Source organism: Vibrio sp. YT-15 (assembly GCF_033337445.1).
GTDB classification, from domain to species: domain Bacteria; phylum Pseudomonadota; class Gammaproteobacteria; order Enterobacterales; family Vibrionaceae; genus Vibrio; species Vibrio alginolyticus.
In genome coordinates this window covers 899,616-924,204 of record NZ_JAWOQR010000001.1, presented here as the reverse complement: position 1 = coordinate 924,204, position 24,589 = coordinate 899,616, and the positions used below count along the sequence as shown (strand labels likewise).

General features: G+C 47.4%; 24 protein-coding genes, 1 pseudogene and 1 riboswitch. Of the genes and pseudogenes, 15 read left to right on the top strand and 10 right to left on the bottom strand.

Annotated features, from left to right (window positions below):
- Nucleotides 1-511: 511 nt before the first annotated feature.
- Entirely contained in the window at nt 512-1,036 is a 525-nt protein-coding gene (locus R7D93_RS04045) for a DUF3087 domain-containing protein (protein ID WP_213867998.1), read from the bottom strand.
- 158 nt (nt 1,037-1,194) lie between these two features.
- Between R7D93_RS04045 and trmY the strand changes: the two genes are divergently transcribed.
- Entirely contained in the window at nt 1,195-1,794 is a 600-nt protein-coding gene (trmY, locus tag R7D93_RS04040) for a tRNA (pseudouridine(54)-N(1))-methyltransferase TrmY (RefSeq protein WP_017634347.1), read from the top strand.
- A gap of 78 nt (nt 1,795-1,872) precedes the next feature.
- On the opposite strand, the gene R7D93_RS04035 is transcribed toward trmY, so the two are convergent.
- The gene (locus tag R7D93_RS04035) at nt 1,873-3,216 is read right to left on the bottom strand and encodes a TldD/PmbA family protein (protein ID WP_206970523.1); all 1,344 of its coding nucleotides are present in this window, start codon (nt 3,214-3,216) and stop codon (nt 1,873-1,875) included.
- Entirely contained in the window at nt 3,216-4,601 is a 1,386-nt protein-coding gene (locus R7D93_RS04030; protein ID WP_086047572.1) for a TldD/PmbA family protein, read from the bottom strand. Before R7D93_RS04030 ends, R7D93_RS04035 begins: the two co-directional genes overlap by 1 nt.
- A 311-nt stretch (nt 4,602-4,912) precedes the next feature.
- A riboswitch (TPP riboswitch) is annotated at nt 4,913-5,020 on the top strand.
- A 97-nt stretch (nt 5,021-5,117) separates the two neighbouring features.
- Here R7D93_RS04030 and thiD point away from each other — a divergent pair.
- The 8 genes and pseudogenes from thiD to R7D93_RS03990 all read left to right on the top strand — a co-directional run bounded on the left by thiD (nt 5,118) and on the right by R7D93_RS03990 (nt 11,631).
- Entirely contained in the window at nt 5,118-5,975 is an 858-nt protein-coding gene (gene thiD / locus R7D93_RS04025; protein ID WP_005383329.1) for a bifunctional hydroxymethylpyrimidine kinase/phosphomethylpyrimidine kinase, read from the top strand.
- Nucleotides 5,965-6,720, top strand: coding sequence for an ABC transporter ATP-binding protein (locus R7D93_RS04020; RefSeq protein ID WP_225495830.1), 756 nt, complete (start codon nt 5,965-5,967; stop codon nt 6,718-6,720). Before thiD ends, R7D93_RS04020 begins: the two co-directional genes overlap by 11 nt.
- Before the next feature lie 58 nt (nt 6,721-6,778).
- Nucleotides 6,779-7,513: pseudogene (locus R7D93_RS04015) on the top strand (ABC transporter permease); the annotation flags it as partial.
- A gap of 47 nt (nt 7,514-7,560) precedes the next feature.
- Nucleotides 7,561-8,511 (top strand): ABC transporter substrate-binding protein, encoded by a 951-nt coding sequence (locus R7D93_RS04010; RefSeq protein ID WP_213867995.1) that lies wholly within the window; start codon nt 7,561-7,563, stop codon nt 8,509-8,511.
- Nucleotides 8,512-8,565: 54 nt separating this feature from the next.
- Nucleotides 8,566-9,234, top strand: coding sequence for a thiaminase II (gene tenA, locus R7D93_RS04005; RefSeq protein WP_213867994.1), 669 nt, complete (start codon nt 8,566-8,568; stop codon nt 9,232-9,234).
- Between the two features lie 12 nt (nt 9,235-9,246).
- A complete protein-coding gene (gene thiM, locus R7D93_RS04000) occupies nt 9,247-10,038 on the top strand; it encodes a hydroxyethylthiazole kinase (protein ID WP_225495828.1) in 792 nt (263 codons plus the stop codon).
- A 64-nt stretch (nt 10,039-10,102) separates the two neighbouring features.
- On the top strand, nt 10,103-10,717 hold the full coding sequence (gene thiE / locus R7D93_RS03995) for a thiamine phosphate synthase (protein ID WP_213867366.1): 615 nt from the start codon (nt 10,103-10,105) through the stop codon (nt 10,715-10,717).
- A gap of 188 nt (nt 10,718-10,905) precedes the next feature.
- On the top strand, nt 10,906-11,631 hold the full coding sequence (locus R7D93_RS03990; RefSeq protein WP_213867367.1) for a phosphatase PAP2 family protein: 726 nt from the start codon (nt 10,906-10,908) through the stop codon (nt 11,629-11,631).
- 70 nt (nt 11,632-11,701) lie between these two features.
- Here R7D93_RS03990 and R7D93_RS03985 read toward each other — a convergent pair whose 3' ends face one another.
- Nucleotides 11,702-14,149, bottom strand: a complete 2,448-nt coding sequence (locus R7D93_RS03985; protein WP_213867368.1) for a trimethylamine-N-oxide reductase 2 — start codon at nt 14,147-14,149, stop codon at nt 11,702-11,704.
- Between the two features lie 22 nt (nt 14,150-14,171).
- Nucleotides 14,172-15,266 (bottom strand): NapC/NirT family cytochrome c, encoded by a 1,095-nt coding sequence (locus R7D93_RS03980; protein WP_005374302.1) that lies wholly within the window; start codon nt 15,264-15,266, stop codon nt 14,172-14,174.
- 270 nt (nt 15,267-15,536) lie between these two features.
- Here R7D93_RS03980 and R7D93_RS03975 point away from each other — a divergent pair, with 270 nt between their 5' ends.
- The 5 genes from R7D93_RS03975 (at nt 15,537) to R7D93_RS03955 (ending at nt 18,412) form a co-directional block, all read left to right on the top strand.
- Entirely contained in the window at nt 15,537-16,052 is a 516-nt protein-coding gene (locus R7D93_RS03975; RefSeq protein WP_025768771.1) for a GNAT family N-acetyltransferase, read from the top strand.
- Between the two features lie 9 nt (nt 16,053-16,061).
- Nucleotides 16,062-16,793, top strand: a complete 732-nt coding sequence (locus R7D93_RS03970; protein ID WP_213867369.1) for a glucose 1-dehydrogenase — start codon at nt 16,062-16,064, stop codon at nt 16,791-16,793.
- Between the two features lies 1 nt (nt 16,794).
- The gene (locus tag R7D93_RS03965; protein ID WP_025768770.1) at nt 16,795-17,265 is read left to right on the top strand and encodes a GNAT family N-acetyltransferase; all 471 of its coding nucleotides are present in this window, start codon (nt 16,795-16,797) and stop codon (nt 17,263-17,265) included.
- A gap of 118 nt (nt 17,266-17,383) precedes the next feature.
- Nucleotides 17,384-17,851: an HAD family hydrolase gene (locus tag R7D93_RS03960; RefSeq protein ID WP_005374312.1), complete on the top strand. Its 468-nt coding sequence runs from the start codon at nt 17,384-17,386 to the stop codon at nt 17,849-17,851.
- 33 nt (nt 17,852-17,884) lie between these two features.
- Nucleotides 17,885-18,412, top strand: coding sequence for a GNAT family N-acetyltransferase (locus tag R7D93_RS03955; RefSeq protein WP_064369517.1), 528 nt, complete (start codon nt 17,885-17,887; stop codon nt 18,410-18,412).
- A gap of 37 nt (nt 18,413-18,449) precedes the next feature.
- Here R7D93_RS03955 and R7D93_RS03950 read toward each other — a convergent pair whose 3' ends face one another.
- From R7D93_RS03950 to R7D93_RS03940, 3 genes are all read right to left on the bottom strand, one after another.
- Entirely contained in the window at nt 18,450-19,040 is a 591-nt protein-coding gene (locus R7D93_RS03950; RefSeq protein ID WP_225495826.1) for a type II secretion system protein, read from the bottom strand.
- A 153-nt stretch (nt 19,041-19,193) separates the two neighbouring features.
- Nucleotides 19,194-19,481: a hypothetical protein gene (locus R7D93_RS03945; protein ID WP_005374318.1), complete on the bottom strand. Its 288-nt coding sequence runs from the start codon at nt 19,479-19,481 to the stop codon at nt 19,194-19,196.
- A gap of 66 nt (nt 19,482-19,547) precedes the next feature.
- A complete protein-coding gene (locus R7D93_RS03940) occupies nt 19,548-20,447 on the bottom strand; it encodes a DMT family transporter (protein WP_054865878.1) in 900 nt (299 codons plus the stop codon).
- Nucleotides 20,448-20,539: 92 nt separating this feature from the next.
- On the opposite strand from R7D93_RS03940, the gene R7D93_RS03935 reads away from it, so the two are divergent.
- The gene (locus R7D93_RS03935) at nt 20,540-21,976 is read left to right on the top strand and encodes a PLP-dependent aminotransferase family protein (protein ID WP_005383306.1); all 1,437 of its coding nucleotides are present in this window, start codon (nt 20,540-20,542) and stop codon (nt 21,974-21,976) included.
- 95 nt (nt 21,977-22,071) lie between these two features.
- Here the strand turns inward: R7D93_RS03935 and R7D93_RS03930 are convergent, their stop codons facing one another.
- Together R7D93_RS03930 and R7D93_RS03925 are read right to left on the bottom strand one after the other, a co-directional pair.
- Nucleotides 22,072-23,208 carry a glycerate kinase gene (locus R7D93_RS03930; RefSeq protein WP_213867370.1) on the bottom strand — a complete coding sequence of 379 codons (1,137 nt, stop codon included), beginning with the start codon at nt 23,206-23,208 and terminating at the stop codon, nt 22,072-22,074.
- A gap of 16 nt (nt 23,209-23,224) precedes the next feature.
- The gene (locus R7D93_RS03925) at nt 23,225-24,577 is read right to left on the bottom strand and encodes a GntP family permease (protein WP_213867371.1); all 1,353 of its coding nucleotides are present in this window, start codon (nt 24,575-24,577) and stop codon (nt 23,225-23,227) included.
- Between the last annotated feature and the right edge of the window lie 12 nt (nt 24,578-24,589).

The window sequence follows — 24,589 nt, the reverse complement described above, 5'->3', positions numbered from 1 at the left end:
GCCGCCAGCGTTCAATCTGAGCCATGATCAAACTCTTCAATTTAAGATTTTGTTCGGCTCAATGAATACTGAACATTACATAAGTAATGTTTGAATTGACTGTGCTGAGTCTTTCGACTCAATGGTCACTTCGTTTCATTGAAACCTAATTTGAAGCCGAAGCTTCTAATTGGATTATCATCAACGAGTGCCCACACAGATTGATAGGTCTATATTGTTAAAGAGCTTGCTTCGTAAGCTTTGCTATCGAAGCGGAGGCGTATTCTAAGGAATTAATTTTCAGTGTCAAACACTTTTTTAAATTAATTTTTAGAAGTTTTCTTTCGCCTTCTTGCCAACCGCTTTTGCGTTTCCGCTTTGCCCTGACAACGGAGGCGCATTATAGGGAGATGATTTTTCTTGACAACCCCTTTTCAGAAAAAAAATCAAAAAAAAAGCGTCGAATGATTAAATCTCACTCAAACGCTTATTTTTAGCACTCAGTTGTTAACTTCAAGTAGCAAATAGGCAATCAATATGTGTCAATCCAAGACTCTTCAAAGCTTGTAATATCAAGATCCAATGACTTCGCTGCTTCTATTTGCTCAATTGCCTCTAATTCTTTATTTACACTGCTCATCGTCAATGTGTTGTTGTCTAACTCAAACACCTGACTTTGAGTCGTATAGTAGAACTTAAGTATCGTCAGCGCTTTTACATCGTGCTCAGCAGAAGCGGCTTTAATGCTTTTCAGTTTGCGAAAGATCTTGTTGTGCAGCTGCTTGAGTTTCCAAACGTACAGCACTTCTTCCATGTATGGTCGAGTTTTAATTTGATTCAATAAAGAGAGGGAAGTGGCAACTGCGAGAACGACACCAATCAAATTCCAATGGAAATTGCCCGTTGATTGTTCTGGTACGACTTCAGTGTTGCCAAACAAAACAATCAACAAGGTACTAAAGGCAAGAGAGGAGATGGCGAGCAACGCAACAAAACCGCCAATCACAAGGCTTACTTTCTTTTTATAAATGTCTTTATTTATCTGTTTGATTTCCATATACCGCTCCTAACAGGTCACCTCTATTTTAACCAGCGCACTCCGCACGACAATCGAAGCTTTGTAAGTAAGTTCACATTTGCTATTAAACTCGCATCCCTTCCCTGCTTGGGTATATACTTCCGCGCATTCACTCTTCCTATATAGAGGCTAAATTCATGCGCTCTTTTGTTTTACGAGCTCGCGCGGCGCCAACCACCAGCAAAGCACTGTTAGAAGGTGTTGGTAATGAAGCGCATACAGAGATTCTTGCTCATACCATGATGAACACTATGTTCGTTGCTCAATCACACCGTGAAGATGTGGTTGTTCACTTGGTTTTAGAAAGCACAAAAGACTTCTCACGCACCATTACTATTCGCTCCAACGACATCACCAACATTGGCGGCTTCCATGAGTCAACCTTGATTGCAGCAGTGGCTCGCGCTTTGGATGCTTCGGTTGGTATGGGTAAAGAGCAACTTCGTGAAGTCGAACCTGGTATTACCGTTCGTACAGTGAGCTTTGAACGCCTAGTACAAGAGCTGGCAGAAGATCACCAACTATATATGTTGGATAAGAAAGGCGAATTTGTTCGTGATGCAGAAATTGGTGAAAATCCATGTTTCTTGCTAACTGACCATATACCGATGCCGAAAAAGTCTTTTAACAGCTTAAAGCGCCTTGGCACAGAGAAGATCAGCTTAGGTCCTAAGATGCTTTTCGCTTCTCAGTGTGTGGTATTGATCCACAATGAGTTGGACATACGCGAATTCTAGTTATTCGCGCACACGTTGCTAGGTAATGAAAGAGGACTCCATTGAGTCCTCTTTTTTGTTTCTATAGGGATGCTAAGTTTACTTACCACCAATGCTCAAACGAGCAAAACGAACGTCTGGCGAGAAGAAAGTTCGGCTATCGTTAATTAACTGAGTATCACCCACTGCCTCAACTTCTTGCAGCATCTTGTAGAAGTTACCCGCTACCGTGATCCCACGAACTGGTTGAACGCGCTCTCCATCACGGCACAAGAAACCACTCGCACCAAATGAGAAATCACCACTCACTGCATCCGCACCAGAATGGACACCTTGAAGTTCGACTAACTCTAGGTACTCACCCGCTTTTACTTCTGACGCACTGCTGTTACCTGTCGCAATCACTTTGTGATTCGCTGATACGTCTAAGCTCGATTTTGCACCGCGAGCGGCACTTGCTGTCGAGACTGCGCCCAAGTAACTTGCGGTCTGGCTGTTGTGTAGTAAGGTTTTCAACTCACCATTAGCAATCATCACATTATCTTGAGTAGCAAAGCCTTCACTATCAAAACTCGCAATTGCCATACCATTTGGCATGTAAGCCGTATCAGTAAAGGTAATCAAATCACTCGCAACACGTTGACCAAGCTTGTCACCCAGTGGCGTAATGCCTTTCATCGCGCTTACGCCAGAGAAAGCACTGCCGAAAGCACCGAATAAACTTGCTAGCGCATTGATGTGGAAAATAGCAGGGTAGTTACCTGTCGCAACCGGAGCGCCTTCCAGAAGATCACGAGCAAGGTTGTAGCCACCTTCGATACAGTAAGCTGGATTCAACTCATCAAAACGGCGACCCAGTGACATTCTACCCGCCATTGACTGTTTGCCGTCTTTTTCAAACAAGGTATACGCGTAACAAGTGAACGAGCGCTCGAAGTGTTGACACAATGTGCCTTGAGTATTGGCAATGATCAGTTGTGTTTCGCCATCGCTGTAACCATTGTAAGGTGCGCTAGAAGCGTGAGGCAGAGCGACTACACCTTGCTCAAGAGCGAGAGACAGTTCAATCTTTTCATCAACCGAAGTCGTATCTTCTTGTGAAATCTCAGCAACATCAGTCGCGATTTCGCTGTTCACGCAACTAATAGTCTGATGTTCATCTTGCTTGGAAAAGCGAGCGCTTTGCAGTGCGTTGGTCAGCATCAAATCCAAGCTTGGTTGCTCTAACGACTCAGAATAACTTGTTGCAACGCGCGCATCTTTCACAACACGAACACCCAGAACTTGGCTTGAGCTTACTTTGTACTCATCCAGCTTTCCTTGGTTCGCTTTCAAAGAAAAGCTGCTGTTACGATTTACAATGACGTCCGCTTCTGCACCTTGGCGTTTTGCTTCTGATAGGACGTAATCAACCGCATTAAGAAGTTGTTGTTCTTGGCTCATTAGTTACCGCCTCCTACCAGAATGTTATCGACTTTCAGCGTTGGCTGACCGACTGTTGTTGGTACTGAACCACTTACGGAACCACACATGCCCGGCGCAAGCGCCATGTCTTTGCCGACCATGCTGATTTCTTTCAACACTTTTGGACCCGTGCTGATCAGCGTTGCTGTTTTCAGAGGTTTGGTTATTTTGCCATTTTCAATAAGGTAAGCTTCACGAACGGCAAAGTTGAACTCACCCGTGCCCGGTTGAACCGAGCCGCCGCCCATCTTCTTCGCATAGATACCACGTTCGATACCTGCCAGCATGTCATCAAGTGAATGCTCGCCCTCTTCGATAAAGGTGTTACGCATGCGCGAGGTTGGTGCGAACTTGTAGTTTTGACGACGACCAGAACCCGTAGGCTCATAACCTGTCTTCATGCCACCCATTTTATCGACCATGAAGCTGGTTAGCTTACCGTCTTTGATCAGTTGAGTGCGCTGAGTCTTCATACCTTCATCATCAATGTGAATCGAGCCCCATTCGTTGGTCATGGTGCCATCATCGACTGCATTCACTGCGGTGTGAGCAACCATTTCGCCCATCTTGTCGTGGAAGACTGATGCTTTCTTCGCAACTGAAGTGGTTTCTAGCAGGTGACCACATGCTTCATGGAAGATAACGCCGCCAAAGCCGTTACCAATCACCACCGGCATTTCACCCGATGGACAAGCATCCGCGCCAAGTTTTACTAACGCTTGCTGCGCGATAGTTTGACCTAGCTCTTTGGCATCAAGCTGTTCACTGAATTCCCAACCAGCAAGAGCGCCAGGACCTTCCATACCAGAAGACTGCTCATTACCTTTTTGCGCGACAGTGTTACCAGCGACACGAATGTAGTGGCGAGTATCGTCAACGTGTAGGCCTTCTGAGTTGAAGATAGACACTTGCTGTTCGCGCTGAAGCACGCTGCCAATAAACTGGCTGATATGCTCACTCTCAGCACGTGCGGCTTGGTCAACTTTCAATAGAAACGCGATTTTTGAATCTAGGTTAGCATCCTTACTTAGTGGCATGCGGCAACCATGTTGGATTGGGTAGCGGTTCAAATTCAAAGAACCCGCTGACGCGATTTGCTCACGCTTGTCTTTTGCAGCAAGCAGCGAGGTTACGCGCTTTAGTTCGGCTTCATCTGTGCTGTTGGTGTAACCGTAAAGCACCTTATGACCAAAAAAAAGACGAATACCGATACCAAAATCGATACCCGAGTTAACCTTATCCACTTCACCAGATGCGATCTGGACAGTGTTGGTTTGGTGATGTTCAACGAATAGTTCAGCGAAATCAGCCCCCAAAAAGAGCGCATGATCGATCACTGACTTCGCTGTTACAGAATTAAGCATGAAGTCTCCTTGCTCGATGATCGTCTTAGCCATCCTAATTAACTGTGAAAAAGTTCAACAAAGTTAAATTGGCAACACGTTAAATTTTAACAGTTTTTTAACCTTGTTTTGTGCTAATCCTTGCTTAACGAGACCACGATTATTTATTAAATATTCCAGGTTCTGCTCATTCACCAGAGCGTTGCACTAGTAAATTCCACCCAGCAAACCATTTAGGTGCTTACTTTATCACTCACCTCGCATAATTGAATACTCATTATAATTACGCTCAAAAAACGTATCCCTTCCGCAATGGTCCTGCTATCATCCGAACGAAATAGTCGGGGGGCCACACGACAAGTGTTGGCTGAGATCGAAATTCGAGACCCGTTGAACCTGATTCAGTTAGCACTGACGTAGGGAACTATGCACACTTTGCCTTTCGTCGCCCCTCTTAGGTAAGCGATAGCGATCGAAAAATCGATCTATCTGCAACGGTCAAAGTCAGTTCCTATACGTCTTGTAGTAGGAGCGACCATGACGCAGCAATCACAACCTCATTCACATCACACGCCAGCCTTGCCTACCCCTATCGTATTGACCATCGCGGGCTCAGACAGTGGTGGCGGTGCAGGTATTCAAGCCGACATCAAAGCGATGTCCGCAACCGGCAGTTTTGCTTGCTCGGTAATCACGGCGATTACTTCGCAAAATACCCAAGGCGTTTCTGCGATTTTCCCCATTCCTCTCGACCATGTAGAGAGCCAACTTGATGCAGTATTTACCGACCTCAACATCGTTGCAGTCAAAGTGGGCATGCTGGCAGATTCCAACATCATCAAAGTCGTTGCAGACAAAATTAAACAATACCAGCCAAAACACCTCGTGATTGACCCTGTGATGGTGGCCACTAGCGGCGATCTATTATTGGAACAGTCGGCAATCAGCACTTTAAAAGAAGAATTGATTCCGCTCGCAGACATCATTACCCCTAACCTACCCGAAGGCGCAGCATTGACGGGTAAGCCAATGCCTCAATCAGAATCTGAAATGAACGATATGATTACCGACCTTCGTGCGCTTGGCGCCAAAGCTATTCTGCTCAAAGGCGGTCACCTTGAAGAAAATGAAAACAGCAACGATCTGCTTATCATGCAAGACAGTGCCGAGTTAATTAGCGCCAAGCGATTTCCAACCAAAAACACCCATGGCACAGGCTGTACACTTTCTTCCGCCATTGCGTCTTATCTTGGCCAAGGTAACAACCTACACAAAGCGGTGCACCTGGGTAAGCAGTACATCAGCCAAGCTATCGCGCACGCTGATGAATTGGATGTAGGTAAAGGCCATGGCCCTGTGAACCACTTTTTTGCGGGTCATACTTATGTTCGCTAACGCGATTGGCATTCAGCTTTCCGATGCTAGTCTGCGATACAAAGACAGCCAAACACCAACGCTAGCAGGGTTGAGTATGACTATTCCTGCTAATCAATGGACAGTGTTACTTGGTCGCAGTGGCTGCGGAAAAACGACGATATTGCGTTACTTAGCTGGCCTACTGGATGACCAAGTTGACTGGCATGGCGAACTCATCACAACGGATGGCGCTGCACTGCATGACCGTATCGCTTACATGGCTCAGCAGGATTTATTGCTACCGTGGTTGAATGTGTTAGACAACGTCTGCCTCAGTTCTCGATTTTCTCAAGAGCAAGCACCAGAGCAAAATAGACAACGTGCACTGGCTTTACTAAACCAAGTAAAACTCGCCGATTACGCGGATGCTAAGCCAACTCAGCTCTCTGGCGGCATGAGACAACGTGTTGCCCTTGCTCGTACTCTGATGCAAGACAAGCCTCTGGTTCTGATGGATGAGCCCTTCTCTGCGCTGGACGCGGTTACTCGCCATAAGTTGCAAACCTTGTCTGCCGAATTATTGAAAGATAAGACGGTTGTTCTGATTACCCACGACCCACAAGAAGCGGTGCGATTAGCTCACCAACTCTATGTACTGCAAGGTACGCCTGCGCAAGCTCAGCACTTGGTTGTTCCGGGTTCTACGCCTCCACGAGTTCTCGATGGAGAATGCGCGGCGCTACAACAAGCGATTTTGGATCAATTGGAGAAAGACTATGAGTGATATGGCTCAGTACAACTCCGTTTCGGCACGCATTAGTAAAAAAGAACGCGTGACCCATCCGGCTCTGCGCTTGGTCATCAGCACAGCGGTGATCTTGGGATTATGGCAATTGGTTGTTGTGGTATTCGACATGCCAAGCTTCATCTTACCTTCACCAATTGAAGTGCTGGATAGATTGGTCACTCGTTACGATGTCCTGCTCAAACATACTTGGGTTACCGCGCAAGAGATTTTACTTGGCTTGGCGCTTGGATTATCGATGGGTTTGCTGTTCGCATTGCAAATGCTGATGTTCGAACCGCTGAAGCGTTGGTTACTGCCAATTCTGATTGCTAGCCAAGCGATCCCTGTGTTCGCCATCGCGCCAGTGCTCATGCTTTGGCTGGGTTACGGCATTGCATCGAAAGTAGTCATGGCGGCGATCATCATCTTTTTCCCCGTCACGACATGTTGCTACGACGGCTTACGCAATACACCAACAGGTTACCTCGACCTTGCCAAGACCATGGGCGCGTCTAAATGGCAGCTACTTCGTCATATTCAATTGCCAGCCGCACTACCAACTTTAGCCTCAGGTATTCGTGTTGCCGTCGTTATTGCGCCAATTGGAGCAGTGGTCGGTGAGTGGGTAGGTTCAAGTGAAGGCTTGGGTTATCTGATGCTCCAAGCTAACGCTCGCATGATCATTGATGAGATGTTTGCGGCGCTGTTTATCCTCGCCGTGCTGTCTATCGCACTCTACTTCATCACCGATAAATTATTGAAAAAAGCCATCCCTTGGGAAAGCAAATAATTGCAAAAAATAACCAAAGGAAATTGGGAAAGAAAAGGAAGAACCCCGTGAATAAAAACAAACTTATGAGCGCTGCTGCTCTACTCGCTTCAGTGGTATCAACCAACGTCCTTGCCGCTGAAAAAGAGATGACACTGATGTTGGATTGGTTCGTCAATCCAAACCATGGTCCTATCGTGATTGCCAAAGAGCGCGGTTACTTCAAAGAACAAGGTTTGAAGGTCAACATTCAAGAGCCTGCTGATCCAAGCACGCCACCTAAGTTGGTCGCGGCGGGTAAAGTCGACATGGCGATTTCTTACCAACCCAGCCTGACCATCGATGTCGCGGCTGGTTTGCCACTAATCCGCTCTGCGACTTTGATTGCTACGCCACTCAACACGCTGATGGTGTTAGACAACGGTAAGAATGAAAGCCTTGGCGACTTGAAAGGCAAAAAGATCGGTATTGCGATCGCAGGCAACGAAGAAGCAACAATCGGCACCATGCTAGCTCAAGAGAACGTGAAGTTTTCTGACGTACAAATCATCAACGTAGGTTGGGCGCTGTCTTCGTCTCTTGCGTCTGGCAAGGTGGATGCGATTTGGGGCGGTCTACGTAACTTCGAAACCAACCAACTGGCACTAGAAGGTTATAAAGCTAAGGCCTTCTTCCCTGAAGAACACGGCGTGCCAGCGTATGACGAGTTAGTCTTCGTAGCCAATGCAAAAACCTATGACAAAGAAACCATCAAGGCATTCAACAAAGCACTAGAGCAAGCGACCACTTACATCGTCAACCATCCAAAAGAATCTTGGAAAGAGTTTGTGGCTTATTCACCAGACACACTCAACAACGAGCTTAACCAACGCGCTTGGAACGACACGCTAACTCGTTTCGCTCTTCGTCCATCTGCAGTGGATCTGAAACGCTACGATGATTATGCGCAATTCATGTATTCACAAAAAATCATCGAAACACTGCCAAAAGCGAAAGATTACATACCGAGCTTTGACTAATTCTACTGACCTTAGGATCTAAGCCTAGGGTCTTTTGATAACGAGATACCCATAATGAAATACCAAGATTTGATCGACGCTTGCCGCCAAGATTGGCAAGAATACACTGAGCATGCTTTCGTGCAGCAATTGGCGAAAGGCACTCTGGCTCAGCCTTGTTTTCTGCATTACCTAAAGCAGGATTTTCTTTTCCTAAAACAGTACGCACGAGCTTACGCATTAGCGATCTACAAAGCACGTACTTTGGATGACATGCGCCGAGCCCTACCAAGCGTACATGCATTGCTCGATTCTGAAATCACCCATCACGTGACTTACTGTGAGCAATGGGGACTGACGGAATCCGACCTAGAAAACGAGCCAGAAGATTTCGGCACTGTGGCTTACACCCGCTACGTGTTGGATGCAGGCATGACGGGCGATCTTGTTGATCTATACGCGGCACTGGCACCATGTTCTATCGGTTATGCCGTAATCGGTAAGATGCTGATTGAAGATGAAAAGACAGTAATCGAAGGCAACCCATACGCAAGTTGGATTAACCTCTACGGTGGTGAAGAGTTCCAATCTGGTGTCGCAAAAGGTGCAGAACACTTTAACCAGTTATTGGCGGAAATCGACATCAACAGCCAACGCGGTCAAAACCTGATTCAGGTATTCAAAACTGCAACGCGTATGGAAGTGGCATTCTGGCAACAAGGTCTGAACGCTCAGCAAGATTAATTGGAGAGTCTCATGTTAATTGAACAAATCACCCAAGCATTAACCGCAGTGCGCCAGCAAAAGCCGTTAGTCGTCAACATCACTAACTACGTGGTGATGAATAACACAGCAAACGCACTATTAGCGATCGGCGCTTCTCCAATCATGGCGCACTCCAAACAAGAGATGGCAGAGATGATGTCGTTCGCTGGCGCACTGGTTATCAACATCGGTACCCTAGACAGCGTTTGGACACCGCGCATGAGCTATGCCGTAGAGCAAGCCAATTCCAATGGTAAAAACGTTGTACTCGACCCTGTCGGTTGCGGAGCAAGCTCACTACGTACCGAGACATCACGTGAGATCGCACGCCTTGCAAACAAGCTGATCATTCGTGGTAACGCCTCAGAAATCATTGCACTCGCTGGCGAGCAAGCACAAAGCAAAGGCGTCGATGCGTTAGACAGCAGCGACGCAGCACTTGGCGCAGCGAACTTCTTAGTCTTAGAGTACGGCGCGAGCGTAGTGATTTCTGGCGAGACTGATTACATCGTCACGAAAGGGCAAACCGTGCAGCTAAACAACGGTCACGAGATGATGCCTTACGTAACCGGAATGGGCTGTACACTAACGGCACTGACGGGTGCTTTTGCTGCAGTTGGTGATAACACCGGACTTGCTGCGGCAGCGGTGCTTGGCGTTGTGGGTGAAATTGCGGCTGAGCAAGCGCGAGGGCCAGGTAGCTTGCAAATGCATCTTTTGGATGAGCTTTACCAACTGGATGAAAAAACACTGGCAAAACGCCTAAAACTGCAAGTGAGCTAAGCTTTTCTCTCTTTTAACACTAGCCTCTCAATCCTCTTTCAATGAGAGGCTTAAAGGAAACCCAATGAACGCCTATCGTTTATATTTGGTCACCGATGACCAACAAGATTTAGCCACACTAAAGCGTGTTGTGAGAAAAGCCGTGGAAGGTGGCGTGACTATGGTACAAGTTCGCGAAAAACACGGCGATGTGCGTGCGTTTATCGAACGTGCTCAAGCCGTCAAAGACATCCTTAAAGATACCGATGTGCCTTTAGTCATCAATGACCGCGTAGATGTCGCACTGGCTGTCGATGCTGATGGGGTTCACCTCGGGCAATCAGACATGCCAGCAAATATCGCTCGTGAGTTGATTGGAGCAAACAAAATTCTCGGCTTATCCATCGAGAATGAACAGCAACTCGCAGAAGCCGACTCTCTTCCGATTGATTACATCGGTTTGAGCGCAATCTTCGCGACGCCAACCAAAACCAACACCAAAAAACATTGGGGTATTGATGGTTTGAAAATGGCGTTAGAGACGACTTCACTGCCGATTGTTGCCATTGGCGGCATTAACGAAAGTAACATTCCGCAGCTTAGCGCCACTGGTGTTCACGGCTTGGCTTTGGTTTCAGCAATTTGCCACGCGGAAGATCCCAAAGCGGCATCGGAATATCTGTTAGGGCTGATGAGCTAACCTTGCTCACTCCAGAACAAAGCGCTTATGGATGAGCGCGTTCACTTCTCAAAACTTTCAACAGTCCCTCCTTTCACAACGAAGACTTGCGATGTCACTTTCACGCTCGAATTGACAGAGCGTTGATAAGTTTTTCACATCGATTGTCGTAAGATAGCCGCCTATTTTCGACTGCTGTATGACTTTTCATGAAAACTAAAAAATACGGTTTGATGATGCTCGCCTTGTTCATTCTTGGCATCATCCCACTTTCGCTGTTTGCCTCGTATCACGATCTTACTTCTCACGTTTCTGACGGCACTGGCATTCTCTTTACTCTGCTAACCGATTCTGCGGGCAGTAAAGGCTTTTTGATCACTCTAACGCTGTTGGTGTTATCGCTTTATCGCTTCAAGCCGAGCCAATCTGACTGGATGCAAAAACTGTCCATGCTGGGATTGTTACTGGTGATTGGTTTTGCTAGCAAAACAGGCTTAAAGTTGATGACAGAAAGCCCGCGTCCCTACGCCGAACTGCTTGCTGCAGAGCAATTGATTGAGCACCCAGAAGCGTTTTATCAGTTGGATACAAAGCAGCAAGCCAACGTAATTAACCAGATTTCTGAACACGTCAGTGATTGGCGAACGCGCCATTGGCAAGGCGAGAAAGACTATTCTTTCCCATCCGGCCATACGATTTTCGTTTCGATTTGTTTGGCTTTCTTTGGCGGGTTGTTCTTACAGAACAAGTGCTATATCTCTGCACTGTCATTATGGATGTGGGGAATGAGCGTCGCATATAGCCGCTTATGGCTGGGGATGCATCGCCCTGAAGATTTAATAGGCTCAGTCTTGTTTGTCGCGATTGTATTTACTTTACTCCCGACATTTCAGATTAAGAAACAGATGCCATTTGTTTCTCTCGCTTCGCGCTAATGTGAACGATTACTAGATAAAAAAGAAGCCAGCGATTCGCTGGCTTCTTGCTTTAAAACGCTACTTTTTTCTAACCATTTCTTGGTGGTTCAAACGCTGTTAGTTCTAATTCTGGGCCAGTGTATTTTTCAATACGAACCAGTGCCGAGTTCGCCGCACAGCCGTTTGCAAGTCGAGAGGTCGGAATATCCAACGTTAACACGTTACAACCGCCGTTCTTACAAATGCCGGTTTTCGGGTCCAGATCCGGCCAGCCGCCTTCATGAATACACACTGAACCTTGCTTGATTCGGTCAGTCACTTCTGCACCAACCAATACTTGGCCACGGTTGTTAAACGCACGAACTAAATCGCCCGTTTTAATACCACGCGCTTTCGCATCTTCAGGGTGAATCCAAATAGGTTCACGGTTTGCAATTGCGTACTCTTCGCGAATCTTCGCGTAGTTAAACTGGCTGTGTAGACGATGCGCTGCGTGCGCGGTCATTAGCTGCAACTCGCCATCTTTCGCAGTACCCGTGTACTCGGTTGGTGCCATCCACGTTGGATGTGGAGGACAGTCTTCCAACTGATAACCTTCAATGGTTTTCGAGAAGATTTCGATCTTACCACTTGGTGTACCGAGTGGATTCATGATCGGGTCTTCACGGAAATCTGCGTAACGAACAAACTGTGCGTTCTTCTCGTTCCACTTCATCTCGATCAGTTGGTTATCTTCCCAGAACTTGCTGAAGTTCGGCATTGCTACGCGAGAGCCACGGCCACCTTGTTGCGCCGCCTTGTAGAAGCCGTACAGCCATTCCATTTCGGTTTTGCCTTCGGTGTATACGTCACGGCCACCCGGAGCTAGCATCTCTGCCATGTCCGCGAATACATCGAAGTCATTACGCGCTTCACCTTGCGGCTCAACCACTTGCTTCATTGGCACCAAGTGTTGGTTACTGTAGTCACCCGTCATCGTTAAGTCGTTACGCTCGAACGATGTGGTGATTGGCAGAACAATGTCCGCGTGCTTCGCAGCCGCCGTCCAGTAAGGCTCTGAAATCACGATCAGCTCAGGCTTTTGCCACGCTTTGATCAGACGGTTGGTGTCTTGGTGGTGAGTAAAGTTCGCACCACCTGCCCACCAAATCATCTTGATGTCCGGGAACGTCAGTTCATGACCGTTATGATGGTAGGATTGACCTGGGTTTTCCAACGCCTCGACGATACGCGCCACAGGGAAGCTTTGCACCGCGCCAGACACCGCCCAGTCGTTCCCCGCAGAAGAGCCGCCACCCAGCGATGCCGAAATCGCAGGAAGTACGCCAGCATCACGAGCAGGGTTACCACCGTTTGAGTAGTGGTAAGAGAAACCAAAACCACCGCCCGGTAAACCGATCTGACCCAACATCGTTGCCAGTGTAACCAGCATCCAGTGACGCTGCTCACCGTATTGTTGGCGCTGCATGCCCCAACCCGCCATCAGCATGGTGCGGTTTTTACTGAAGATGTCAGCCAATAGCTCAAGTTGCTTCGCAGGTACGCCACAGATTTGTGATGCCCATTCTGCTGATTTTTCTACGCCGTCTTCTTCGCCCATCAGGTACGCTTCAAACTTGTCGTAACCTGCGGTGTATTTATCGAGGAAGGCTTTTTCGTGCTTACCTTGTTTCACTAAGGTGTGTGCGATACCCATCATCATTGCCACGTCGGTCATTGGGTGAGGAGCAATCCACTCCGCATTCTCGCCAAAGAACTCGATGGTTTCAGAACGAATAGGGTCAATCGCAATGACCGTCTTGCCTGATTTTTTCAATTGATGGAAGAACTCAAGACCCGCGCAGTCTGTTGAGCTCCACGCGATTTTTAGAGTGTTAATTGGGTTTAAGCCCCAAAGCACAACCACATCGCTGTGCTCTAGTACCACTGGGTACGTGGTTTGTTGCTCGTACACTTCGATAGAGCCCACAACGTGCGGCATGATGACCTGCGCAGCACCCGTTGAGTAGTCACCCAAGTGGCCTGAATAGCCGCCCGCCATGCTCATGTAACGTTGCAGCAAGGTTTGTGCTTTGTGCAGCACGCCACTTGAACGCCAGCCGTAAGAGCCTGCAAACACAGAAGCCGGGCCATATTCTTTACGAATTCGCATGTGCTGTTTGTGGATTAGCTTGTAAGCTTCATCCCAAGACACCCGTACAAACTCATCGCTGCCGCGAACGCCTTCGGGAGCTAATGGGTTTGCCAAGTAACCTTTGCGAACCATTGGGTACTTAACACGCGCTTTAGTATGCACTTGGTCAGGACCGGTGCTTTGTAGGCTGTTTGGTACCGTTTGTGGCAATGCGTTCGTGGTTGAAACCAGCTTACCGTCTTGCACTTCACACAACATTGGGCCCATGCGGCCCGCCGTTAGAATGCCTTTGCCGCGAGCATTAGAAGACGCAACAGACATAGGTGCAAATGAAGTGAATGCCATTGCACCAGCCGCCATGCCAGTGCCTTTTAGAAATCCGCGACGGGTCATATTAGTCATAATCTTATCCTTCTATTTATCGTTAGTGACCAACCACATCTTTTGCGTGGTGCTGGAAGAACTTGGTTAGAATTTCTAGGTTCTCGGCTGAAATATCAGTTCGATCACCCATACTTTTCGCTACCGGTCCCCATGCATTCACTGTGAAGTGATTTGAAGGAATTTTCGCGTGACAAGTTGCACAGTAAACGTTGTCCAACTCTTCTGCGTATGACCATACGGGTTCAAGCGTGTCTACAACTGGAGAATCAATAGCGCCAGTTAGAGAAACCGCGCGCCATTCGTTGCCGTAAACATCTGCCTCAAATTCACCAGTTTCAAGCGCTTGTTGGCCTTGCTCTGTTAGCGTTGCAACGATGGCACGTTGACCTTCTCCCATGTAAAGCACTTGCTCTGCGCCTTTCATTTGGAATGCGTTCAACTTAACAGTGCGGTTGTCGCCTTCAGAGCTGATTACTTCCAACTTCGTCGTTGGGTTAATTTTACCCATCTCACCCATTGCGATTTCAGTCACAGGGTAAACAACCTTGGCATTAGGTGATGTTTTTGTGGTGAAGCTCATCAACGTTTCAAATGCCTTGCTGTCTAGCTCTGCTTCTGGTGCAAAGTGCGCCACACCTTTATGACAATCGATACACGTTTGATCGTTTGCTTTCGCGTAAGCGTGCATCTTCGCCGCATCACGTGATTGCTCAAACTCTTCCATTGCATCGAAATCATGACACGAACGACACGTCGCTGAATCATTTTCACGGAACTGAGCCCATACCGTTTCAGCCATATCTTTACGATGTGCTTCATATTTCTCTGGCGTGTCGATCTTACCTGTCACAAATTCATGGTAGATGTCTTTCGACGCGCGAATTTTGGTGATCAGGTAATCCATTGGTTCTTGAGGAATATGACAGTCAGAACATTCCGCGCGAATGCCTTTCGCATTACTGAAGTGCACTGAGCCTTGGTACTCTTTGTAAGGGGTTTCCATAGAGTGGCACGAGAGACAAAATTCAGTATCTGAGGTATAATGCATTACTGCCGCACTCCCCCCCAAAGTTAACCAGCCCACACCAATGCCGGCAGCAACCAGCAGTGCAACATATCGTTTTTTTATTGACATAATTAGCAACACTTCCAAATAAAATGTAATTATAGGTCGCAAATTACTACTTTATGGGTAGTCCTCTCTTGATCCACATCATTTCCGTGTTGCTCTGTATGCCTCAAGTATGAAATTTTGTTATTTACATCTCAAAGATGAATATATGGCAATAATCCATTACCTAGCCAACCATTCACCACATAAATCACTTTTATGAATGCAACTATTTGATTAAACAGATAAGAGAATGAGAGACTGAATCTCCACATTGATGCAGTAAGGACACGCATGTCAGTTTATATCGAGACGCACAGAAGCCAATTAAGACCCATCAAAGCCAGTGACTGGGAACTCTTTCAACGATTACTCTCCGAACAAGAGGTTATTGCGCTCTGTTTCGATCGTCCCAGCGAAACAGAAATAAGAGAAAAATTTGCTTCGCGATTATTACCATGGACCCCAAATAGCCAGCATTGGCTTTGCCTTGTAATACTCGATAAGCAATCTGAACAACCCATCGGCATCACTGGCTTTGCTATTGAAAACGGTAAGGCAGAGGTAGGTTACTTACTTTTGCCGGAATTTCATGGCCAACAGTTTGGAACAGAAACTCTTCAAGCGCTTCTATACTGGGCAACCTCGACACATAACATCAACCACTTTTCCGCGACGGTCACTGAAGGCAATATTGCGTCAGAGCGTGTCCTGATAAAATGTGGTTTCGAACTCATTGAGGTCATTCCAGACGCATACCAAATTGGTGGCAAACCCTACGCCGATAAAATCTACTCACTACAAAAATAAGGACGTATTTTGAATAAAGTAGTCATCATTACCGGCGCAAGCCGAGGCATTGGAGCCGCAGCGGCGAAAAAGCTGGCCGAGCAAGGCTATCGCGTTTGCGTTAATTACCGCACTCAGCAAGAGGCCGCCGACCAAGTTGTGGCAGAAATACAAGCAAACGGTGGCAAAGCGATTGCCATCACCGCAGACGTAGCCGATGAGAAGCAAGTGCTCTCCTTGTTTGATGAAACAGAACGTGAATTTGGTGCAGTGACGCACTTGGTCAACAACGTTGGCATCCTATTTACTCAATCGCCTTTGTCAGAAATCAGCTTGGAACGCTTTCAGAAAGTAATGAACACCAATGTGAATAGCTGTTTTCTCTGCTGTCGAGAAGCGGCGAAGCGATTCAGTGCAGGCGGTGCAATTGTGAATGTCTCCTCTGGAGCGTCGCGCTCAGGCGCGCCATTTGAGTATGTCGATTACGCCACATCAAAAGGCGCGATGGATACCTTAACTAAAGGGCTCTCGCTAGAGTTGGCAGAGCGCAATATTCGCGTCAATGGCGTTCGACCTGGTTTCATTTACACTGATATGCATGCCGACGGCGGAGAACCAAACCGAGTAGATAGACTCAGCCCTCAAATTCCTCTTAAACGCGGTGGCACGGTAGAAGAAGTGGCAAATGCGATCGCTTGGCTATTAAGTGACGAAGCTTCTTATATCACAGGATCATTTATCGATATTGCAGGGGGCAGATAGAATGCAAGTCCATATCCGACAAGCGATTCCCGATGATTTAGACGAAATTTTTCAGCTTAATTTTCAAATTAATTCACTGCATTTTGCGAATGCGCCAGAAGCCTTTGTTGCGCCATCAGAAGCTGATCGAGAATTTCTTGCACAAGCACTAGAGAACAAAGAGCGACTCTTTTTGATTGCCGAACGCGAACAGCAAATTCTCGGCTTCTTAACCGCGATGATCACCCAAAACGACACCGTCAGTTTTCTGATCAAAGACCCAATTTGTCGCGTGGGAACAATTGTTGTCGATGAAGCGCAAAAGCAGCAAGGAATCGGCCGCCAACTGCTCCTAGCCTGTGAGCAATGGGCGCGCGACGCCAATGCCACACAAATTCGATTGGAAGTGATGGAATTCAATCAGCCAGCACAGCGCTTTTACGATAATCAAGGTTTTAAAACTAACTCACGCATTATGCTGAAACATTTGTAACGATAACGACAATTAAGCGCTTTTCACGACTAAACCCACCTAAATCGTATTTATCGATGCAATTTACCCCCTAATTTTAGAAAAAGACGATATGATGTGCGGATAAGGAGATTCGAACATGATTTATCTTTTCGATTGGGGGAACACCTTGATGGTAGATTTCCCTCACGCACAAGGAAAAATGTGCGATTGGGAACACGTAGAAGCTGTTCCTCAAGCCAGAGAAACACTGGCAATACTTTCCCAAAATCATCCCATCTACATTGCGACCAGTGCATCTGATTCCAACATGGAAGAGGTTCAGCGTGCATTTGTTCGCGTCGACTTAGACCAATACTTAAATGGCTATTTTTGTTTTGCCAACCTCGGCATCGCTAAAAACCAACCTGAGTTTTATCTCGCCATCGCAAAACAGTTAGGGGTTAACGTGAGTGGAATAACCATGGTTGGCGATTTACCTCACAAAGATATTTACCCTGCGATGAAAGCGGGCGTAAACACAATTTGGTTTAACCCAACGGGCGCTGATGCACCAGCCGAAGCCATTCCTAACCAAATTCGTTGTTTATCTGAGCTTATCCCCTAACCGTTACTAACCTGCACTAATCAAGGAAGATGAATGCAAATCAGATCCATCAAGGTGAGCGATATCGCGCGCTTCACCGCGCTGTGGAATCGAGTGTACTCCGAAGGGGAATTTTTGATTTCTCCTGCACCCGATAACGCAACGCTTCGCAGAATCCTGCAACGTGTGGAAAACGAGTCCATCCCTCAGTTTGTCGCGTTTGACCGCCAAAAACTTATCGGTAGTGTTGAAATCTACCCAGCTGAGATGTGCGGTTACGAAAGAGAGCAACGCCTTCGCGTCGGTATTCTTGGTATTCACATCGACAAAAACTACCGAGGCAAAGGATTGGGGCGGAAACTATTGGCAGTCGCGATCGCACGTGGTTGGGAATTTGGTTACGACCAAATCGCACTCTACGTATACACAACCAACACACCAGCGATTGCTTTGTATGAACGGTTTGGATTTGAACATCAGGGAGAACTTGGGGAAGTGACCTTGCCAAATGGTAAAGTCTTGATGAGTCAAAAAATGATATTGTATAAAGCGCAAAGCCGTTCGAAAAGCCCAGATTTGTAGAGTCACGATAACCGTTGTTCGCAACACTTATTCGGGGTTAACACCCTTGCGTCACATGCCCTCGAACAATTGAATCGTTAGAGGCTTGATTCACGTAGTAGAAATAGCATGCTTCTTCTGCCAGTGTGTAACCTTGCGGCCAAATGTACACCACGCGATCAACACCCGATTTATCTAAGAACTGATAATCAGGAATAGCGACAAAATGAGCACTGTTTGGGTGCTGCTGACCGATGATGCAAAAATCACTGCCTTTGCACGGCACGTCAATTTTCGAATAACCTCTGGCTGGTAGATCGATTTCTAACAAAGCTCGAATACTATCGGCACTCGCTTCTGGCATGCCTTTGCGTGTTTTGACATGTCGGTCAATGTAGTGAACGTGCTCTTGGCCGTAAGCGTTATCAATCACTGATTGAGCATGGAAGAATTTGAGAGCCGTACCCAAAGAAGACTGAGAACTGTGCAGCATCGCAGCGTATGCTTGGCGATGAATATCGAGTAGTACTGGTAAAGCAGCTAATGCGATGAAAGCCAAAGTGGTAAGCACTATGGTGATTTCCATCAGCGTAAATCCCTTTGATTTCACGTTTCTTATCTCAACTATCCCAAGACAATAGCCCCACATCCATGTGAGACCGAGCCAATATATCGCCAATTTCTTACGATTAAAGGCTTAAGGGGTAAGAAGAGACAAACACCACTCAAACTTGAGAACAGCAGCCAAAGAGCAGTGTAACAAAACGACGCTATGTGTCAGATATTAGACGGTTTTTACTCTCTAGTTACTGAGTAAAGGCACATTATTTCGCACCAGACCACGACGAACATTCGTGCACATTTTGCCAAAACGACGAATCTCATCGAACTGCGGAACAATGCCGCGCTCCATGGCTGACTCCCAATAAGTGACTTCTGAATCGACCATTTCCAACAATTTCTTCGGACAGCCAATGCACTGCCCTTCTGGTCCACATACAAACGTTTCTGGTTCATAAATTGGTAGTTCCGCTTTTACTTGCTCGATGATGCTACGCATGGCGGTCATTCGATCTGGCTTTACCTTCATCATTCTGCTCCACGGATTAAGATGAAGCAGATTGTACCCACTGATACGCAAATGTCCCTACCCAATTTAGGTATATTCTGTTTGAATCGATTTCTTTATCGTCAGATCCGGCTTTTTAACCACCAAATACACCGCCGTAGCTGCCAGTACGAAACCAGAAATCCCCATCCAATCAAATGACTCTCCAAACGCGAGCCAAGCCTGAATCGCCGTCGTTGGCGGCACCAGGTAGAATACAGAAGCTACGCTCGATGCAGCACCGTTCTTAACCATGTACAGCAGCAGTAGAATAGCTACACAAGAGAGCACGACGACCAACCACAACACAGTCAAAATAAACTCCAGTTCCCACTGCACTTGCATGGTTTCAAACTGCATCGCAACGGGCAGAAACATGACGAGCGCGGCCAAATATTGCACCGTCGCACCACCCACCATATCCACTTGTTGGCAATGTTTTTTCTGATAAAGCGTCCCTAGCGTGATACCAACCAAAGCCAACAAACACAAACCAATGGCCAACACTTTATGCTGCTCGGATTGCCACTCCATTTTGCCCATCAACACCATAGCGATACCGACAAAACCAAGAGCCAAACCCAACCATTGCGAGGGTTTAAATTCCTCACGAACAAACGCCACCAGCAAAGCCGCGGTTAAAATCGGTTGAATACCCACCAGCAACGAACTCAACCCAGCAGGCATACCCAAGGCGATAGCGAGATAAGTACCGCCCAGATAGAAACCGTGGATCAACGCACCAACTACACAGCTGTGCCAAAAATCTTTTCCTGTCGGCAACCTTCTACGCAATACCGCCACAAGAACCAAAAACAGTAAGACATTGAATGCCATACGGATAGAAAGTAGTGTCGCTGGCTCGGCATATTGCAAACCAAAACGCGCACCAACGAATCCAGAAGCCCAAAGGATGACAAATACAAAAGGGATGGCTCGGATTAACATGATCGCCTCACTCACGCTTGTTTTATGTTTTGAGATACTGCTAATGTAATTAGGTACAGTGTTTTCAAAAAGTGACAGATGGAAGTGTTTTTATGGGTACAGATTTATTGGGAAGCGGTGAAGGGAATAAGTACCTCGTGGTGGAAAAACACCTCAAACAAGCCATCAATGGTGGCGTTTATCAGGCGGATGATCGACTGCCCTCCATTCGCTCGTTGAGCCAAGAATTAAACGTCAGTAAAAATACCGTGATTCGTGCGTATCAAGAGCTGGAAGCACAAAACTTGGTTTACTCGGTTCCCAAATCGGGTTATCGAGTTAAAGTCGCCTTGCCGACCTCTCGCTCAATTCCGGATCCGACTCGCGTGGATTTGCTCTCGATCTGCAAAGAAATCCTTACTTATCCTGAATACCAAGAGCGTTTGCCTACCGGTTCTGCCCACCCAAACATTGACTCCCCCGCGATCAAAAGCTTGTACGCCGAGATCGGCCGCCACAGCCGCCAGCAAACGCATGTACCGAGCCATTACCAATTACCACCCGGTGATCACCTCTTAATCAAACAACTAGCGAAAATCACACAAGATTTGGGCACGCCAGCCAAGTTGGATGAGATCATGGTGACGCACGGCGCGCAACAAGCCATTAGCCTAGCGCTGCGCGCAACGACACAAAAAGGCGATATCGTCGCGGTGGAGTCCCCTTGCTATTTTGGCAACTTATTGATGCTAGAATCACTCGGCCTCAAAGTGGTGGAAATTCCGAGTTGCCCACGCGACGGTATGTGCCCCGAAGCCTTAGCAAAAGCAATGGCGACATGGGACATAAAAGCGATCATCGTAACGCCAAACTTCACCAATCCAACTGGTGCCATGATGCCGCTAGAAAAGCGTCAACAATTACTATTGGCGTCCGGCAATATTCCTATTATCGAAGACGATGTGTTTGGCGGGTTAAGTTATGATAAGCCATTGCCAAGCTTGAGATTGCTCGATGACAAGCAACGCGTAATTTACGTGAATTCGTTATCCAAAACGCTCGATTCGCGTTTGAGAATTGGTTGGATGTTGGCGGGGCGATATCGAGACCAAATTGAACAATATCTACTGTGTGAGAACATGGGCAGTTTGAACCTGATGCAATCCGCCGTGGCAACGTTTCTAACGTCAGGCAAGTATCGAACGCATACTGCGCGAATGGGTCGGGTTTATCAAAACAACATGCGACGATTTATCCAGATGCTTCATCAATACTTGGATGAATACGAACCTCTAAAAAATCGATACCAGATCAACGCCGTACAAGGCTCGTTCTTACTTTGGTTGCGACTGCCCGAAGACACGGACAGCTATGCGTTGTATCAAGCATGCAATAAGCACAGAATCAGCCTACTTCCCGGCACCGTATTTGGCACTCAAGGGCAATATCGGCATTGCGTACGCCTCAGCGTGGCAAACTTTGGTCATGAAACCGATTGGAGTCAAGCGATGCAAACACTGGCAAAATTGATAGCAAAGCATGCCTGTTAACTCGCTCTTGCTAAATGAACTTATGCCTACACACGCAAACACGTAACAACAAAAAACTCCACGCAAAGGTGGAGTTTTTCATATCGTCATCGCCCTCAGTGCGACTTAATTTGCCACATTCTCGCGACGTTTTCGGCTAAATTGGCAACGTTGACGTCGGCCTCTTTCATGGCCTCAGATAAGCTCATCGCCCTTGGTACACAAGCAAACACCGCATCAATGCCGTATTCATAGACCGCCTGATAGTTGTCGCCCACACAACCTGCTAATGCAATGACTGGTAAATTAAACTGCTTGGCCACCTGAGCAACCCCCATCGGCGTTTTGCCATGTGCTGTTTGATGATCGATTCGACCCTCGCCTGTGAATACAATATCCGCATCCGCAACATGCTCAGCAAGCTTGACCGTTTCGAGCACAATCTCAATTCCCGGTTGCAAACGTGCTGGCATGTACCCGAGCAAGGCCGCGCCCATACCACCAGCAGCACCCGCCCCTTCACGAGTCAGTACATGCTTACCCGTCGCTTGTTCCGTCAACTCGCCAAACTTGCGCAATGCGTTATCGAGCAGAGTGACGTCTGATACGGTAGCTCCCTTCTGTGGGCCAAAGATAGCCGACGCGCCTTTGTCGCCACAGAGTGGGTTGTCAACATCGCATGCTACCAACACTTCACAAGTTGCTAAACGTGGGTCAAGACCAGAAATATCGATGGAGGCAAGCGCCGCTAACCCGCCTCCATTTGGGGTAATTGCATGACCAGATTCATCAAGAAACGTTACCCCTAACGCGGTCAACATGCCCACGCCACCATCATTAGTAGCGCTGCCGCCCAAACCAATGATTAAGCGTTGAATACCGCGGTCTAGCGCGTGTTTGATCAGCTGTCCGGTACCAATGCTACTGGTCAATTTTGGGTCGCGAGCGTCACTCGGCACAAGGTGTAGCCCACTGGCCTCCGCCATTTCAATAACCGCAGTTTCGCCGTCGCCGAGGATGCCATAAAACGCTTTAACATCATTCCCTAATGGCGCAGTCACTGTTGTGAAGACTTGTTCACCTTGAGTTGCATCTATCAAAGATTGAACCGTGCCTTCGCCACCGTCTGCGACCGGAACCGTAACAAACTCGGCATCATGCCATACGCGAGCAAGACCCGTTTTGATCGCCTCGCTCACTTGTTTGGCGGTTAAGCTTTCTTTAAATGAATCAGGTGCAATTACCACTTTCATACGTATTTCCAGAGACTTATAAGAGAACGAGGCTCAAAATGTACACCAATGCCATTGTCGTGACACCTTGAACGAGCGTAGCCATGGTTTGCGCGCGGTACGCTAAGCCCACCGACATGCGGCTAAACTGCGAAACTACCCAGAAGAAACTGTCGTTTGCATGAGAAACCGTCATCGCACCAGCACCTATCGCCATCACCGTTAATACGCGGCCCATTTCTGAATCGAGCCCCAATTGCGTAAGCATAGGCGCAACCAAAGCCGATGTGGTCACCAATGCAACCGTTGATGAACCTTGCGCCGACTTTAGCGCAGCCGCAACGATAAATGGCATGAAAATACCCACGCCCAGCGCCGATAGCGTCGTACCTAAGTATTCACCTAGCGGCGTTGCTTTTAATACCGCGCCAAAAGCACCACCCGCACCGGTAATCAAAAGAATAGGCGCAGCAGCCGTAATACCTTGGCTGATTCGCTCGCCAAATTCTTCAATCTTGTTGTCTGACTTGAGTAGGCGAACAGAAAGGAACAGGCCAATCACCAATGCCGTTAGTGGCTGTCCTAAGAAAGTCAGAACATCAAACACAAAACCTTCGCCCAGCGGTAGGCTTGGGAATTTCGCGATAGAGCCAAAACAGATCAATAAGATTGGAACAAAAATAGGAGCGAATGCTTGGCTCGCCGTTGGCAATTTGCCGTAAGACGCTTTGAGTGCTTGCCAATCATGCTGAATTTCATCTGCGGCTTCAATGCCATCTGGTTCAACATGTTGGAATCGGTTCGCCCACAACATACCCGCTAACGCCGCAACCGCTGCAACAAACACACCCACACCAATCACTAAACCAAGGTTAGATTCCAGGCCTAAGTTACCCGCAGCGGCAATCGGGCCAGGAGTTGGCGGCACAAACGTGTGCGTCGCGTATAGGCCAGTAGCCAACGCCACACTCATTGCAACGCTTGAGGTTTTTAAACGCTTCGCGAGTGATTCTTTTAGCGAGTTCAGAATGACAAAGCCTGAATCACAAAATACCGGAACAGAAACGATGTAACCGATGATGCTCATAGTCAATGTTGGGAAACGCTCACCCAACACTTTAATAACCGTATCGGCCATGGTGACCGCCGCACCACTTTTCTCCAAAATAACACCGATGATCGTACCTAAAACGATAACCAAACCAATGTAACCAAGGATGCCGCCAAAGCCAGAAGCAATGGTTTTGGCAATGCTATCTGCCGGTAAGCCGTAAGCAAATGCCGCAAGGAACGCCGCGATGATCAGCGCTAAAAAGGGATGTAATTTGAATTTGGTGGTCGTGAGCACAATAAATGCGATCACCCCAAGCAGGATTAATATAAGGTTCATGATAACTCCATT